This is a genomic window from Ruegeria sp. AB11 (assembly GCF_056536325.1).
Genome location: NZ_JBQFJO010000001.1, coordinates 453,476 through 468,176 on the forward strand (window position 1 = coordinate 453,476; position 14,701 = coordinate 468,176).

A 14,701-nucleotide genomic window follows, 5' to 3' on the forward strand; every position below is an offset into this window, starting at 1 on the left:
ATCACACGTAGTGAAAAATATCTGATATTTTTTAAAATATCAACTTTTAATACTGAGCAGGAAATGAAAATGCCCGGGCAATAGCCCGGGCGTGCTTAACCTTCGTATTGGCAATGCTTTAGATAGTGACCCAGTCGCCTCCTGACTGGTGAGAGCGCACAGAGGCATCAATGAATCGAACACCGTCTGCGCCTTGATCGACACTGGGATAAGAGAGCCAATCGGCCGGAACGGCAACGCCATCCCGACGCGCGGCGACGGCCATCGCAAATTCCGTATAGAGATTGGCCCAGGCTTCAATAATCCCTTCGGGGAAGCCGCGCGCGGTCCGGATCAGGCGTTCCGCGTAGGGGCCGACGCCGTGCCCGTGACCTCGGCTGATGATACGATCCGGCTCACCGAACTGATTGAACTTCAGCTGTTCCGAATTCTCCAAGTCCCACTCGAGGCCTCCTTCGCTACCGAATATCCGCAACCGCAACCCACCCCGATTTCCGGGGGCAAGGCGCGTCGCCATCAGGGTTCCCGGAACTTCATTTTGGTAACGGGTGAACATGAAAACTGTGTCTTCCAAAGGCTTTGGCGCTCCGCAAACATGGAATTCAGCCCGCAGATCGGTCATCGGCAGACCCGAGACAAAACTGGCGAGATGCGCGGCATGGGTGCCGATATCGCCGACACAACTAGTCGGGCCTGAAATCTCTGGGTCCAGCCGCCACTTTACATGAGGCGCATCAGCCACATCGTCGGGCGTCATCCAGTCTTGCATGAACTCAACATGGATTTGGTTGATCTTGCCGATGCCGCCTTCTGCAACGATCTGCCTGGCCTGACGGATCACAGGAAAACACGACATCGCATAGCCGACAGCAAAGACCTGCCCCGTACGCGCAGTGATCTCCTCAAGCCCATCGGCCTCGGCGACTTCGTTGGTCAGGGGTTTGTCGCACAGTACGTCAATGCCCGCCTCCAGAAACGCTTTGGCCGCGCCGAAATGAACGTGGTTTGGGGTCGTGATCATGACGGCATCCACGCCATCAGGGCGCGCCGCCTCGGCCTGTGCCATCTCCTCGAACGACGCATAGCACCGGTCGGCCGGCAAGAACCATTCAGCCCCGCGCACCTTGCTGCGCGCAGCGTCAGAACTGAGCGCGCCTGCTGCGACCTCCCACCGGTCGGTCATCCGCGCAGCCGTCGCTTGCGTGACCGAGATCCGTCCACCGCCAACAACGCCCAACCGCAAACGGCGAGACAAGCGAGGAAAGGGGCCGTCAAAGTTCAGGTCTTGGGGTAAAAGTCTCTCAGCCATTCTGAACCTCCATTCCGGGAACCCACGTGCCTTCGGGCAGAATTTCAACCGCCATGAAGATGCTGGGGGTAATCGTCTCGTATTGATGCCAGGGATAGTTGCCTTCTGCGTCATACATCGGCTTGTGGGTCGTGCCCGGGGCCATGAATTCTTCTAGATAAAGCGTCTCAACGTCCCGTTCTCGGCATTGCTGCATTTTACCGAAGCCAACGATTTGCGTGTGCACTTCGCGGAACCCCGGAACCGGGCAGAACGGATGATCCTTGTGCAATCCAACATTCAGTGGGACCGAGCCGGAATGGTACATGGTCAGGCCGACGTTACCCACGAAGACCTTTGGTGACATGTAGTGGCTAACGCCACGCAGACGCTCCTCTTGGCGGATATCAAAAGCAGATGGCCACGTATCTTTCACCCATGCGAACAGCTCGTTGTCATCGGCATGGGCGTCGAAACCGTAGACAATTACCGCGCGTTCTACGCTGTTAAGCGTGCTGTCTTGCACGATGACAGACGAAAGCGGTGCAACGGTCTGATCCACGACCGAAAGGTCTCGTCCCCCAAGGTTCAAAACAATTGCACGACCCTCGACAGACATTCTGTCTTCATCGGTGATGTGCTGGACGCGAAAAAATGGCTGGGCGAAGTCGAGTGTCTCAATTGGCATGCGCCAACTCCTTCCTCTCATCGTTCAGGAAATCGACCGCCAGAGGTTCCGGTGCTGCGCAACTGCTTTCTATTGTCTGGTAAGCACCAAATTTCGGTGCCCGTTCAATTGCGTCCATGACCTCGAACACATGGTAGGCAAGCGCTCCACTTGCGCGGGGTTGGCGCCCTTCTTGTGCCGCAAGGGCCAGGTCCAAAAGACCGAGGCCACGGCTGTCTTCGTTAAACCCGTGTTTGTTTTCGACCACCTGCCAGTCTTCGCGACCGGCTGGGCGAGGCTGATGAGACCAGCGCGAGGTCTCCCGCGTTTTCAGCCAGGCATCGCCCTGAAAGATATTGGCCCCATGAACCGGGTCAGGGTCAGGGATGCTGATGGTCCCATCTTCACCATAGATCTCGAACCGAGGCGTTTCGCTGTCCCAGACATCAAAACTCATTGTCATTGTCCCGATAGCGCCGGAGGAAAACTGCAGCAGGCTTAGGGAATGCGTGTTGACCTCGACATCCATCCATTCGCCGTTGCGCGGGCCGTTTTCGATCATCCTTTTGTCGAACGTGCGCCGTGCCATTCCGGCGACACGGTCAATTGGTCCAAGACAGCAGATCATCGCGGTCAGATAATATGGCCCAAGGTCCAGCAAAGGCCCACCTCCGGCCATGTAGTAGAAATCCGGGTTGGGATGATGGCGTTCCGTCCCGTGCGTTCCGACATGGGCAAAAACCCCAGTTGGTTTCCCGATAGCACCTTCATCGATCAAGCGCCGAACAGTCTGCCAGCGACCGCCTAGAAACGTGTCGGGCGCGCAACCGACCAGTAGCCCCTTTTCAGTGGCCATATGCAGGATCGCTTTTCCATCCGATCGGTTCATGACCAATGGCTTTTCCGAATAGACGTGCTTGCCCGCCTCCAAAGCGCGCAGGCTGATGTCGGCATGAGCTGCCGGAATAGTCAGGTTCAGAACACAGTCAATTGTCGGATCGTCGAACACCTCATCCGGTGAGCAGGCCTTGACGATGCCATATTGATCCGCCTTGGCGCGGCTTTCTGATGGATCGAGGCTCGCGCAGGCCGCGACCTCGACGTTTGAGAATTTGGATAGTGTTTTTAGATAGATATCACTGATACGACCACAGCCGATAAGGCCGACCCGGAAGGATTTCGATGTCTCACGTATCATCATTCCTGTCTTCGTAGAGGGGTAAGTAAATCGGGGGCATGGGTCCTTTGTTGCGGCCACCCTGGTTCATCTGCTCCCAAGCGTGGGCCAGAATACCAACCGAGCGGGACAGGCAGAACAGGCCCCGCGACAAGGGCGCGGGAAAGCCAAGTTCACAGAAGATCACGGCTGTCGCGCCATCGATATTCATGGCGATGGGTCGACCGCCACGTTGACGGCCGAGTTCGGCCTGAACCTCTTCTCCGATATCGGCAAACCGGCCAGAAACTGTGCCTTCTGTCGCCGCATCACGAACAAGTTGCATCAATCGTGGTGCGCGTGGGTCGACGGGCTTGTGAAAACGGTGGCCAAAGCCCGAGACGATCTTGCCGTACTTCTCGCGCCAGCTGTCCAAGCCGACCCGAACAGCGTCATTCAGCGAAGCTCCCGCATCCATGCGGACCGCGATATCATAGTACAGCTCGGCGCATTGTTCGCCTGCTCCGCCATGCACATCGCCCAGCATGTTCACCGCAGTCGCCATCGCATTATTTAGACCTACCCCACAAGTGGCCGCCATACGCGCAGCCGCGATTGAGGGGGCCTGTGGACCGTGATCCACGCCTGCGACCAGGGCAGCCTCGAACAGGCGTGCCTGCGCATCGCTGGGCAGATCGCCCCGCACCATCAGCCAGATCATCTGAGGGAAGGAAACGTTCCCGATCAGGTCCTCGATGGGATGGCCACGAAACGCGATCTGGCCGGGCTTCATGTCGATGATGGAGGTGCGCCACCATTGGCGCACAGCTTTTTCATCGCTCGTCATTATGTTTGCACCTCTTTCATCGTCTGGGTTTTGCTTTGCGCGGCAAGGCGAATGGGCGCATTGCGCGCGCCATAACCAGCATAGCCCATACGGCGTTCGACGATTTCGAAGAAGAAGCCGTTAAAGATCGGGCGGCTGTAGATCTGAAAATACTCAGCACCCGCTGCCCGGTCGTAGAGAATGTTGCCCTCACGCAGTCGGGCGATCAGATCATCATCCAATCCGAAGGTCGCTTGCAGATCGGCGTAGTAGTTCTCTGGGATCGTCAAACTGGGAAAGCCGGATTTACGCAGCTGATCCGACGTTTCAAAAATATCGTCCGACTGGAAGGCGATGTGCTGAACACCGGCCCCAAACCCATCTTCAAGGAATGACGCTGCCAGAGTTCTGCGCCCAACGGCCCCGTTCAGGTTCAGGCGCACTTCGCCTTCGGGACTTTCGATAGCCTGGCTTTGCACGACACCCGACGGGTCGGCGACGTTCACGATAGGAGACTTTGCCATCTCAAAAGTTGAAATGTAGTAAAGCAGCCAGCTTTGCATCTCATCATGGCGCATTGTCTGTGCCAGATGGTCGATACGGCGCAGACCAGCAGGCTGGGTCGCCTTGGTTTTCGCAACCGGCTCAAACTCGATGTCCCATACCCGATGCAGATCGGATTTCTCGTCGATGAAATGAACGACATTGCCACCGACACCTCGGATGGCTGGGATATCCAACTCTCCGGTCCCCACCGGCTGAGAGAAATCAGGAGCGCCCAGCGCGGTCGCGCGCTGAACCGTCTGATCCGCGTCTTTGACGCGCAATCCCATGTCACAAACCGAGGGACCATGGCCCAGGAACGCCGAATGGGCAAAACCTTCCTTTTCGGTATTCACAACGATGTTTATCGCGCCCTGCCGCCACAGCTCGACGGACTTGGTGACGTGTTTTCGCTCCATTCGAAAACACATTGCTGACAGCATGTCTGCCAGCTGCGCGCCGCTTGTTTCATCCGCTGTAAATTCGACGAACTCAAAGCCTGACGCATAGACGCGTTCCGGTAGATCCGGGATGCCGAAATCGGTTCCCGGCTCGGTCCGGGATACCTCATCCAGAAGGTTCAACAGCGATCTGTAACAGTCACGCGCAAGCGTTTGACCACCGGGTTGCGGCGCTGCTTCGTTGACACGTGCAATGGACCAAGGCCCCGTGTATCCGGCGCGGGACAGCACCCGTACGAAGCCCGCTAGGTTCAGCGATCCAAGCCCCGGCAAGAGCCCGAAATGCCGCTTGAGCCTGCGGATATCCATTTCAAGCCGGGGTGCATCGGACAGTTGCACATGGAACAGGCGCTCTCCGGGAATGTCTCGAAGGCGCGCGGGCTTGGACCCGTCAGCCAGCGAGAAAAAGGAGTTTAAGGCCAACCCGAAATGCGGGCTGTCAATCGCCTCGACAATGCGCAGCGCCTGTGCGTCCGAGTGGATGAGGTCGGACCAGGGCAAGCCCATATAGGCCAGACGTACCCCCATCGCCTTTGCAATCTCGGTCGCTTCCCCGAGGTCCGTGATCACCTGATCTTCGGTGGCGTCGGCGTCCATCTCAAAGGCAGACCCAATGAGCAGCAGTTCTGTGCCCAACTCACCCATCAGATCGAGTTTGTGTTTCAACCGATCAAAAGCGCGCTGTCTACCTCCGCCAGATTGACCTTCAAGGTTATGGAACGGCTGCAGCAGGCAGATTTTCAACCCGAGGTCTGAGGCAATGTCCCGGATTTGCGATGGTGACCTGTCAAAGGCAATCAAATCCGGTTCATGCAGTTCAACCCCGTCAAATCCGGCCCCGGCGATGGCATGCAGTTTCTCTGCCAAATCGCCGGGGATGGATGTTGTCGAAACCGACAGGCACATTACCCCTGGTACCCAAACATGCGCGGCAACCACAGAACCAGATCAGGCATCAGCATCATGATTATCAAGGCGAAGATAAGCACCGCCAGGAAGGCCCAGATTTCCGAGATGATCTCACGCAGCGGAATGTCCGTCACGGCGTTGATCACAAAGAGTAGAATTCCGTAGGGCGGTGTGATCAGGCCAATCATCGAGTTTACGACGACCAATACTCCGAAATGCACCAGATCAATCCCAAGCGCTTCGCAGGTTGGAATGAACAGGGGCACGATCACAAGAATGATCGTCGTCGCATCCAAGACGCAACCCAGCGCGAGGATCAGCAGGTTGACAAGGATCAGGAAGACAATTGGGCTAACATCCGAACCCTCCAGCAAGGCCGAGATCGACTGTGGAATCTGCTCTTGAATGACGATGAAGTTCAGAATGAACGCGCCACCGATGACTACCCCAACGGCTGCCGACGAACGGGCACTGTCAACGAATACCTGATAGAGACCACGGAACGACAGGGCGCGATAGAAGAACGCTGCCAGCAGCAGGGCGTAGAATGCAGCCACGGCGGCGGCCTCGGTCGGTGTGGTGACACCCCCGTAGATACCGTAGAGCAGGATCGCGGGCATCAACAGCGCCGGAAATGCGTTCGCGGTTTTTGCGGGCAATTCGCGCAGAGGAATGGGTTCTTCCAAAGCAAAGTTCCGCTTACCGGCCAGATAGTAGTTCATCGCCATGAGGACAACGCCCATGATCAGGCCCGGCAAAATACCGGCCAAGAACAGCGACCCGATAGAGGCCTTGGAAACGAGCGCATACAAGACCATGGGGATCGAGGGCGGAATGATCGGGCCGATCGTCGCCGACGCCGCAGTGATTGCGGCTGCATAGCCCCGGCTGTAGCGGCCATCCTTGGTCATCATCTCAATAATGATCTTGCCGATCCCGGCGGCATCCGCGACAGCCGAGCCAGACATGCCTGAGAAAATCAACGACGCAACTACGTTGACGTGTCCGAGGCCGCCCTTGAACCGCCCGACCGCAGCGACGCAGAAGTTCAGCAAGCGGTCGGTGATCGACCCCGCGTTCATGATATTGGCGGCGACTATGAACAAAGGCACGGCAAGCAGGATCGTGCTTTTGTAGAAACCTTGCAGGATTTTTTCACCCGCCAGCGCGACGTCAAGACCAGCGACACCCAGATACATCAGTGACGCCAAAAGGATGGAATAGCCGATAGGGGTCCCGATGCCTGCCAGAACAAAAAGGGTTAGCAGGCAGGAAAGAAGTTCAAAACTCATTTGCTTGCGTCCTCGTCGTCTTCCACGTCAACGCGAGGGTGATCGTCGACCACGTTGTATCCCACAACCATTTCAAGTTCGGTTTTTGGTGGGCCGTTGCGCATGATGTCAAAGAACAGCCAAGCATACCGCGCAGCAACGACCAGCATGAACACGGCATAGATCGAAAAAACGGTGCGCAGAGGTATCTTCTCACCCGAGAAGGGATTGCGAACGGTCGCGGTCTTGCGGATTTTCATCCAGTCGATGTAGTCCCAAGTTGGCAGAAAGCTGTAGAGCATCCCGACCACGATTGCCGCGGCTGCCAGCATCGCAAAGACCTGACGGACGCGTCGGGGCACAGACAGATAGATAATGTCGAATTTTACGTGATCCCGCTCGCGCACGATGAAAGCGCAGCTGAAAAAGATTACCCAAACCCAGAGGATGCCGATCAGTTCCAGCGTCCATCCTGCAGGGGTAAAGAAGTACCGCAGCAGGATTTGCAGCAGAAATATCAGGAAGATTGCCGCCAGCATCCCGCCGGCAATCGCTTCGGTCAGTCGGGAGAACCCCTTTATGAAGTCTTTCATTGCGGTTCTCCCTCCCTTGCAATGCAGGCTTAGTTGCCCAGAGCGTTGATCTTATCCAAAACGCCTTCGGGCCACGAACCGGCGAATTCGCTGTCCAGATACATGGATTGTACCTGATCGCGGAACGCTGCGAGATCGGGTTCGTAGATCTCCATGCCCTGCTCTTTCAGGAAGCTTACAAGATCCTCTTCTTTCTGAAGCTGCTTTTGGCGACCCGATTCAGCAGCTGCATCTGCAGCTTCTTGAACTTTAGCTTGCTGTTCCGGGGTCAGGCTGTCCCAAACCTCTTTGCCGATGGCAATATAGTTCAGGTCCACCAGATGCGACGTCAGAACGATCTGGTTGGTCACTTCGTAGAACTTTGCGTCCACAACGGTCGGTAGCGGGTTGTCCTGACCGTCAACAGCACCGGTCGACAACGCAGTGTAGACCTCCGAAAACGCCATTGGTGTCGGAGCCGCACCCAGAGCCTTACCCAGGAACTGCCATGCGTCGGTGCCCGGCATCCGCAGGTTCACACCTTCCAAGTCGGCCGGTGTCGAAACCGTCAATTCATCTTTGGGCTGGCGCAGGTTTACCTGGCGACGACCCAGATACATCACCGACAGCAATTTGACGCCCAGCTCTTCTTCAGCCTTCTGCTTGAAGGCATCCATCAAGGGATCGTTGAAGACAGCAACCTGATGCGCGGCGTCCTGATGGACATAGCCTGCGGTGAAGATCGAAAACTCGGGGAAGAACTGTGCCAGTTCCTGCGCCGACGTGATCGACATTTCCAAGTTACCGCGGCTGATCGCGTCCAACTCGGTACCTTGTGCGAAGATGGTGCCGTTATAGCTGGGCTCATAACTCGCGAAATCGGCGACCATCGGTGCGAAAACTTCGGCCATGGCGACCGAACGCTGATCGGTTTCCGACCCCGAGGTTGCCAGGCGAAGTTGCACTTTATCCTGCGCTAGCGCACCGCTTGTTGCGCTGAACAGAACACCGGTGGCGACCAAGGCTGACACAGCAGCCCGGCGTGTAAGTTTGAAAGTCACTTTTTTCCTCCCTAAGACATCATTGATGCTTCTTTTTTGACGATTCCAAGTTTTGACCTATTTTGGACATTTTGCAAGATTTTTTACAAAATATCTGATATTTTATACAGCCGATACATTTGCGATCGGTGCTTTCTGAAACCTGTCTATCCTGATCGTTTCGCCTGTTCTGCAAGAATTCTGAATGGCCTCAATGACTTGAAGCGTTCTGAAACCTTCCCATCCCGACACAATAGGCTCGGCTTCGTGCCGGGCCACTTCAACAAAATGCCTAAGTTGATTAACCAAAGGGTCTGAGGCGCCCTTCTTGAGCGCTGTGGACGAAATGGGGGTCCACCAGTCTCTTTGCTCACCCCGATAGCTCCAGAGCCGGAGGTCTGGGACTGATAGCGACCCATGAGAGCCTCCGATCATGTAGCTACTTTCAGTGGTTGATGGATAGATTGGATATTCCTGAGACGTCATCTCCCAACTCCATGGCGCGACGATGCTGTCAGACACGCTTATGGTGCCAATGGCTCCGCCTTCGAACGTCAGCAACGCGCCAGCAACATCCTCGTTGTCGTAGCCGCGCTGCGATGCAGCCGATTGCGCCTGAACGGTTACAACCTCTCCGGCCAGATACCGCAGAAGATCAACGTCATGGACAAGATTAACCGAGATGGGTCCCGCGCCAGGTTTCTTTCGCCAGGGCGCAGTGTCAAAATACTCGTCGGGCTTATAGAACCAACAATTCGCATGGATTGCACGAACATCACCGATCTGCCCATCCGAGATCGCCTCCTTGGCCGATTTGATCAGTGGATTGTACCGGCGATGGTGTCCAACCATTAGCGGTACGTCTGCCTTCTCCGCCTCTTGAACAAGCTCTAGTGCCGCAGCAGCTTCTACGGCGATCGGCTTTTCCACGAGTATGGGGCAACCGTGCCGTATGCACGTGAGGCCCTGCTCGACATGAAGTGTCGTTGGGGTCGCCAGCACAGCGCCGTCCGGGGTCTGATTGGCGAACATTTCTTCAAGAGTCTCGTAACACGCGACCCCATGTTCATCAGCATACGCCCGGCCTTCGTCGCTGGGATCGACAAATGCAACAAGATCGACATGACGCAACGCACGTATTGCATCTGCGTGGCGACGCCCAACAAGGCCAATGCCGACGATGGCAATGCGAAAGTTCTGAGGCACTTTGGTTCCTTTCGGAGGATCCAAAAATCTCTGGATCCTAAGTTTGCGACTAGGTTGCAACGCCCAATTTGAACACGACCGTATTGGGGTTTTTCCGATTCCGCAATAATGTATGATATTTTTATTTTTACCATACATCAGTTTGGATTGCTGATGACCTTCAATAATGATAGATGAACGAGGAAACCAAGAATATCGGGTGAAATGTATGGCGAAGCAGCCGTCTACGATAGGTGCAAGCACGTATCAGCGCATCAAACGGGATATCATTTTCGGAGAGTTGCAGCCCGGCTCGAAACTTAAGCTGGACGCTTTGAAAGAGCGGTACTCAGCAAGCCTTTCGACGCTTCGTGAAACGCTGAACAGGCTTGCCAGCGACGGGTTTGTCGAAGCTCCCGAGCAACGGGGTTTCCTGGTTACGCCAGTTTCCCGTGAAGACCTGACCGAGATCGCAGAGCTGCGCGCCCTGTTGGAATGCCACGCATTGGAATTGTCGATTGCAAACGGCGACACGGATTGGGAAGGCAACCTTGTCGCCGCGCACCATAAGCTGCACCTGATGGAACAGCAGCTGCTAAAGGGAGATGACTCTGAGAAAGAAACCTGGAAACGGTATGATTGGGAGTTTCACCAAGCCATGATCGCGGCGTGCAACTCCAGGAACCTTCTGACGCTGCACTCGATCATCTACGATAAATACCTTCGTTATCAAATGCTTGTACTAACCTATCGCGGCGAAGAAGCCGTCGAGGAACATAAAGGCATGTTCAATGCCGCCTTGGCCAGAGACGCAGATACCGCCAAGAAGCTGCTAGTGGATCATATCCGGAACGGCCTCGCACACACGTTAGAGGCCATGTAGCCTGCCATAACTAATTGAATTGCTGTAGATCCACCCGCGAACGACTACGGACGCGTCTAAGAAGCAATGTAGGTGCGTGCTTAACGTTGCATTCCTATCATTGATTTTATTCAGAAAATTTGGGTGTCTTCGCCCATAATTTGCACAGCACTTGCGCATAAGTCTGCACGGTTCACCATACGCGCTCAATTGTCGATTATCGTAACGTGGCTCGGTCGGCCTTCTCGCAGGCAGCCAACTAGTACTTTGGCGACATACAAGTTTTTCAGCAACTCTGCAAAACGCGCAAATACATGGCTCCGTAGTGCGAGCCCACTCTGTTTGGAGGAGCTTGTTTACGGTTAATTTGAAACTGTATCTAGCTCCTGTGGAAAGGGCTTCAGCCGCAGTACTTTCGTACCTCAGTATCCCTAAGCCCGGTGGCCACAAGCATGCATCTGTTTCGCGCCTCATAATAGTACCCACGTGCATACCACATGACCGCTTCGGGCTCGTTTCCATCTGAAACCATCCAAGCTCCGCGCAAGTATTTCACGGCGTATGTCAGGTTGGTCTGAGCGTCCAAGAGGTCGGAAGGCTGTCCGCGAAATCCCATCTGGCGCGCTGTCGCAGGCAGAATCTGCATCAGGCCGAAGTACGGGCCATTTCGAGCATTGGGACGATAATCGCTTTCTCGTTGGATCACACGGTGTACTAGGCTCCTCGGCACACCGTTTGCGTCCGCAGTTTCGTCGATCATCAGACGCAGCTCAGGGGTCTCACCGGGATAAAGTCGGGTAATTGGCTCTGCGGGTTCCTTGCCGCAAGCGGTAATAAATAGCGCAGCAAGAATGACTGTGTATCGCATCAAAATTCTCATCTCATTAACTACAAGATTCATCAGCGCTCAATTACGATTGATATTCAATATCCCAAGGTATTGTTGGGCGGGATTTGGCCTGATTTGATTTGGCACCTAATACCGACGGTGCACTCTCTTTTCAGTAACGACATGCCTCTTTTTTTGACGCTCACGCAAAAAGACAAACAATCCTGACCCCAAGATCAGTGCGATACCGATAGCGACAGGCAGGTTTGGGAGCTCGCCCCAGATGACCCATCCCCAGAAAATGGCCATGGGAAGACCGACATATTCAAACGGTGCCACTGTAGCCGCGTCTGCCATGCGGTAAGCCTGGCCAAGGCAATACCCGATGATTGCAGAATTGAATCCTAAGCCGATAAACAACCAGCGATCAGACCCTTCGGGCCAAACCCAAGCCCGCAGCAAAAAGATCAAGCTTTCGTTCTCGAACTCGTTCGCAAAGCGCCCATCCCCTGCCACTGACCAGAACAACAGGCTGACAACGATAAAGCACGCCTGAATGTAAACAGCCATTGCTGAGGCCTTGGACTTTGCGCCAAGAAAACGGGTTAGCACGTTGTTGAGGGCATAAGTGAAAGCAGCAAGAACCGGCAGGGCATACATCAACAGACCAACTTCACGCTCTCCACCGGCCTCCCATGGGCGAGTCATGATCACTACGCCCAAAAATCCGACAAGCACGGCGCCAATCCGCATCGGCCCAACTTTTTCGCCAAGCAATGGGATACTCAGCAATGTGATCATCAAGGGGGCTACGAAGAAAACAGCGGTGGCTTCTGCCAGCGGCATTACCGCCAGAGCCGTAAAGAATGTCAGATTGGCAATGACAATCAGCAGCCCCCGCAGAAGGTGAAGTCCCGGCTGATCGGTTTTCAGGATGCGCCAACCGCCCTCCATCTGGACAAGGGCAAAGCTGAACCCGATCCCGATCAACGATCTTGTAAACACCATCTGGTGCAAGGGGTAACCGCCAGACAGGAATTTGATCAGCATATCATTGATAGAAATCGCCAATATTCCGATCAGTACGAACGCAATACCAGCTGTCGGGTTATGTAGTTTTTGTTCCGCTGTCATGAAGTGCCCTTTCATTGGGCCACTACCATGGGTCAATGAATAGGTCACGTCGCTTTGCGACACGGCGGTTCGCTCAAATATCCGCGACGCGTATCCGGAGCCGCTTCCATTCTCGCTTTCGAAGCCTCTGTGCCGACGGCCGTGGTCAGCAACCTCCCTCTCCCCACTATCGTCGCGTCGCTTGGAGACAAGATCATCACCGATAATGAGGTAAGTTCATAAGTGCAGCAATGGAGCCTCCGAATGCCGACAAGAAAACGACCGAATGTGATACTGATCCTGGCCGATGATCTGGGTTTTGCAGATTTGGGTGCCACCGGATCGGAAATTCGCACCCCAAATATCGATGGCCTTGCAAGAGATGGTGTGCTGCTTACAGCAATGTATAACTGCGCTCGCTGTTGTCCGACGCGGGCATCTCTTTTGACCGGGTTGTATCCGCACAACGCCGGCGTGGGTCACATGGGGGCCGACCTGGGTACGCCCGCATACCAGGGGTTCTTACGTAATGACAGCGCCACCATAGCGGAACACCTACGTGCAGGTGGCTATCGGACATTGATGTCCGGCAAATGGCATGTCGCCGGTGACTTCATGGCGCGCGAAGTCGACAGCTGGCGGGTCGGAGATGTTGAGCATCCGACGCCGAGACAGCGCGGGTTTGATCGCTTCTACGGGATCGTCGATGGCGTCACCCACTTCTTCTCGCCGCATTACATGCTCGAAGATGACAGCCGTGTCATGACATTCCCGGATGACTTCTATTTCACAGATGCAATCACGGACAAAGCAATTGAAATGATCGAGGAAACACCCGACGGCCAGCCTTTTTTTCTTTATCTCGCGCATACTGCACCACATTGGCCCCTGCATGCCCATCCCGAGGACATCGCTCGCTATGACGGGGTGTATTCAGGCGGCTGGGACACAATCCGTACCGCACGGCACGAAACCATGAACAGCATGAACCTGTTTCATAGAAACTGGGAAATTTCTCCACGTGATGTTGCCGTTCACCCCTGGGAGGCCGAACAGAATACCGATTGGGAGGCACGAAAAATGGCCACCTATGCTGCGATGGTAGACCGGATGGATCAATCTATCGGTAGACTTATCGCTGCGTTAAAGCGTTTGGGGCAGTTTGAAGACACCTTGATTTTGTTTCTGTCCGACAATGGTGGCTGCGCTGAATTCATGGCGGAAGACGGATGGGCAAAATTTTTCCCAGATACCACTAACGACGGCCGATCAATTGAAATGGGAAACCGCCCTGACGTGATGCCGGGCGGTGCCCAGACATACCAGAGCTACGACAAGCCGTGGGCGAATGTCTCGAATGCGCCGTTTCGGTTGTTTAAGCACTACGTTCATGAAGGCGGGATTTCGACACCGCTCATCGCGCATTGGCCCAATGGGTTTGCCTCAGAAGCAAACGCGCACGCCGCCTGTCATGTCGTAGATGTTTTACCCACTATTTTAGAGGCAACAGGATGCCAGTACCAAAGTGAGGTTGGTGGTCACGAAATTCAGCCTCTGCAAGGGCAGTCATTGATGGACCTGTTCCGCGGTAAGGACTGGGCGCGAGAAGAGCCTATCTTTTTCGAACATGAAGGAAATTCCGCGGTGAGGCTGGGTCAGTTCAAACTTGTCAGGCAGCACAGGCAAGACTGGGAACTCTATGACATCGAAGCGGATCGCACGGAGTTAACGGATTTGCGAGGGAGCAACACCGAATTGGAGGCAGACTTGATTGGTCAATACAATAACTGGGCCAAACGGACAGGTGTTATGGATTGGGATATTGCGCTTCCGAGGCTGCTAGCGGCTTGGAAAATTGAAACAGCAGAGGGATAGTTGGCTTAACGCAGGGATCATGACCGTCCATCTCTGTACTCCAAGTAAATGACTGCCCCCAGCCCAAACCGTTCATTCGTCACAAGGCTTTGCAGTTCCGGCTT

General features: G+C 54.9%; 13 protein-coding genes. 2 read left to right on the forward strand and 11 right to left on the reverse strand.

Annotation, left to right across the window (positions count from 1 at the left end; translation table 11 throughout):
* Nucleotides 1-118: 118 nt before the first annotated feature.
* From ACR3EJ_RS02405 to ACR3EJ_RS02445, 9 genes are all read right to left on the reverse strand, one after another.
* Complete coding sequence (locus ACR3EJ_RS02405) at nucleotides 119-1,309, reverse strand: Gfo/Idh/MocA family protein (protein WP_170547167.1); 1,191 nt, start codon at nucleotides 1,307-1,309, stop codon at nucleotides 119-121.
* Nucleotides 1,302-1,976 carry a hypothetical protein gene (locus ACR3EJ_RS02410; protein ID WP_170547165.1) on the reverse strand — a complete coding sequence of 225 codons (675 nt, stop codon included), beginning with the start codon at nucleotides 1,974-1,976 and terminating at the stop codon, nucleotides 1,302-1,304. The genes ACR3EJ_RS02405 and ACR3EJ_RS02410 overlap by 8 nt, the downstream gene beginning before the upstream one ends.
* The gene (locus ACR3EJ_RS02415) at nucleotides 1,966-3,156 is read right to left on the reverse strand and encodes a Gfo/Idh/MocA family protein (protein WP_170547162.1); all 1,191 of its coding nucleotides are present in this window, start codon (nucleotides 3,154-3,156) and stop codon (nucleotides 1,966-1,968) included. The genes ACR3EJ_RS02410 and ACR3EJ_RS02415 overlap by 11 nt, the downstream gene beginning before the upstream one ends.
* The gene (locus tag ACR3EJ_RS02420; protein ID WP_170547158.1) at nucleotides 3,143-3,958 is read right to left on the reverse strand and encodes a citryl-CoA lyase; all 816 of its coding nucleotides are present in this window, start codon (nucleotides 3,956-3,958) and stop codon (nucleotides 3,143-3,145) included. The genes ACR3EJ_RS02415 and ACR3EJ_RS02420 overlap by 14 nt, the downstream gene beginning before the upstream one ends.
* Nucleotides 3,958-5,847 (reverse strand): TIM barrel protein, encoded by a 1,890-nt coding sequence (locus ACR3EJ_RS02425; RefSeq protein WP_170547156.1) that lies wholly within the window; start codon nucleotides 5,845-5,847, stop codon nucleotides 3,958-3,960. The genes ACR3EJ_RS02420 and ACR3EJ_RS02425 overlap by 1 nt, the downstream gene beginning before the upstream one ends.
* Nucleotides 5,847-7,142, reverse strand: a complete 1,296-nt coding sequence (locus ACR3EJ_RS02430; RefSeq protein ID WP_170473842.1) for a TRAP transporter large permease — start codon at nucleotides 7,140-7,142, stop codon at nucleotides 5,847-5,849. Before ACR3EJ_RS02430 ends, ACR3EJ_RS02425 begins: the two co-directional genes overlap by 1 nt.
* On the reverse strand, nucleotides 7,139-7,714 hold the full coding sequence (locus tag ACR3EJ_RS02435) for a TRAP transporter small permease (protein ID WP_170473839.1): 576 nt from the start codon (nucleotides 7,712-7,714) through the stop codon (nucleotides 7,139-7,141). Before ACR3EJ_RS02435 ends, ACR3EJ_RS02430 begins: the two co-directional genes overlap by 4 nt.
* A 29-nt stretch (nucleotides 7,715-7,743) precedes the next feature.
* A complete protein-coding gene (locus tag ACR3EJ_RS02440; RefSeq protein ID WP_170547153.1) occupies nucleotides 7,744-8,754 on the reverse strand; it encodes a sialic acid TRAP transporter substrate-binding protein SiaP in 1,011 nt (336 codons plus the stop codon).
* A gap of 102 nt (nucleotides 8,755-8,856) precedes the next feature.
* Entirely contained in the window at nucleotides 8,857-9,939 is a 1,083-nt protein-coding gene (locus tag ACR3EJ_RS02445) for a Gfo/Idh/MocA family protein (RefSeq protein ID WP_170547150.1), read from the reverse strand.
* Between the two features lie 208 nt (nucleotides 9,940-10,147).
* Here ACR3EJ_RS02445 and ACR3EJ_RS02450 point away from each other — a divergent pair, with 208 nt between their 5' ends.
* Entirely contained in the window at nucleotides 10,148-10,801 is a 654-nt protein-coding gene (locus tag ACR3EJ_RS02450; RefSeq protein ID WP_010443508.1) for a GntR family transcriptional regulator, read from the forward strand.
* A 379-nt stretch (nucleotides 10,802-11,180) separates the two neighbouring features.
* Here the strand turns inward: ACR3EJ_RS02450 and ACR3EJ_RS02455 are convergent, their stop codons facing one another.
* Together ACR3EJ_RS02455 and ACR3EJ_RS02460 are read right to left on the reverse strand one after the other, a co-directional pair.
* Entirely contained in the window at nucleotides 11,181-11,648 is a 468-nt protein-coding gene (locus ACR3EJ_RS02455; protein ID WP_319546022.1) for a lytic transglycosylase domain-containing protein, read from the reverse strand.
* 108 nt (nucleotides 11,649-11,756) lie between these two features.
* A complete protein-coding gene (locus tag ACR3EJ_RS02460) occupies nucleotides 11,757-12,743 on the reverse strand; it encodes a DMT family transporter (RefSeq protein WP_170547144.1) in 987 nt (328 codons plus the stop codon).
* A 243-nt stretch (nucleotides 12,744-12,986) separates the two neighbouring features.
* Between ACR3EJ_RS02460 and ACR3EJ_RS02465 the strand changes: the two genes are divergently transcribed.
* On the forward strand, nucleotides 12,987-14,597 hold the full coding sequence (locus ACR3EJ_RS02465) for an arylsulfatase (RefSeq protein ID WP_170547141.1): 1,611 nt from the start codon (nucleotides 12,987-12,989) through the stop codon (nucleotides 14,595-14,597).
* Nucleotides 14,598-14,701 lie beyond the last annotated feature (104 nt).

Excerpts from the sequence above, each read along its gene's own strand:
- ACR3EJ_RS02405 (WP_170547167.1), bottom strand. The coding sequence starts at position 1,309 with ATGGCTGAGAGACTTTTACCCCAAGACCTGAACTTTGACGGCCCCTTT.
- ACR3EJ_RS02410 (WP_170547165.1), bottom strand. The coding sequence starts at position 1,976 with ATGCCAATTGAGACACTCGACTTCGCCCAGCCATTTTTTCGCGTCCAG.
- ACR3EJ_RS02415 (WP_170547162.1), bottom strand. The coding sequence starts at position 3,156 with ATGATGATACGTGAGACATCGAAATCCTTCCGGGTCGGCCTTATCGGC.
- ACR3EJ_RS02420 (WP_170547158.1), bottom strand. The coding sequence starts at position 3,958 with ATGACGAGCGATGAAAAAGCTGTGCGCCAATGGTGGCGCACCTCCATC.
- ACR3EJ_RS02425 (WP_170547156.1), bottom strand. The coding sequence starts at position 5,847 with ATGTGCCTGTCGGTTTCGACAACATCCATCCCCGGCGATTTGGCAGAG.
- ACR3EJ_RS02430 (WP_170473842.1), bottom strand. The coding sequence starts at position 7,142 with ATGAGTTTTGAACTTCTTTCCTGCCTGCTAACCCTTTTTGTTCTGGCA.
- ACR3EJ_RS02435 (WP_170473839.1), bottom strand. The coding sequence starts at position 7,714 with ATGAAAGACTTCATAAAGGGGTTCTCCCGACTGACCGAAGCGATTGCC.
- ACR3EJ_RS02450 (WP_010443508.1), top strand. The coding sequence starts at position 10,148 with ATGGCGAAGCAGCCGTCTACGATAGGTGCAAGCACGTATCAGCGCATC.
- ACR3EJ_RS02455 (WP_319546022.1), bottom strand. The coding sequence starts at position 11,648 with ATGCGATACACAGTCATTCTTGCTGCGCTATTTATTACCGCTTGCGGC.
- ACR3EJ_RS02460 (WP_170547144.1), bottom strand. The coding sequence starts at position 12,743 with ATGACAGCGGAACAAAAACTACATAACCCGACAGCTGGTATTGCGTTC.
- ACR3EJ_RS02465 (WP_170547141.1), top strand. The coding sequence starts at position 12,987 with ATGCCGACAAGAAAACGACCGAATGTGATACTGATCCTGGCCGATGAT.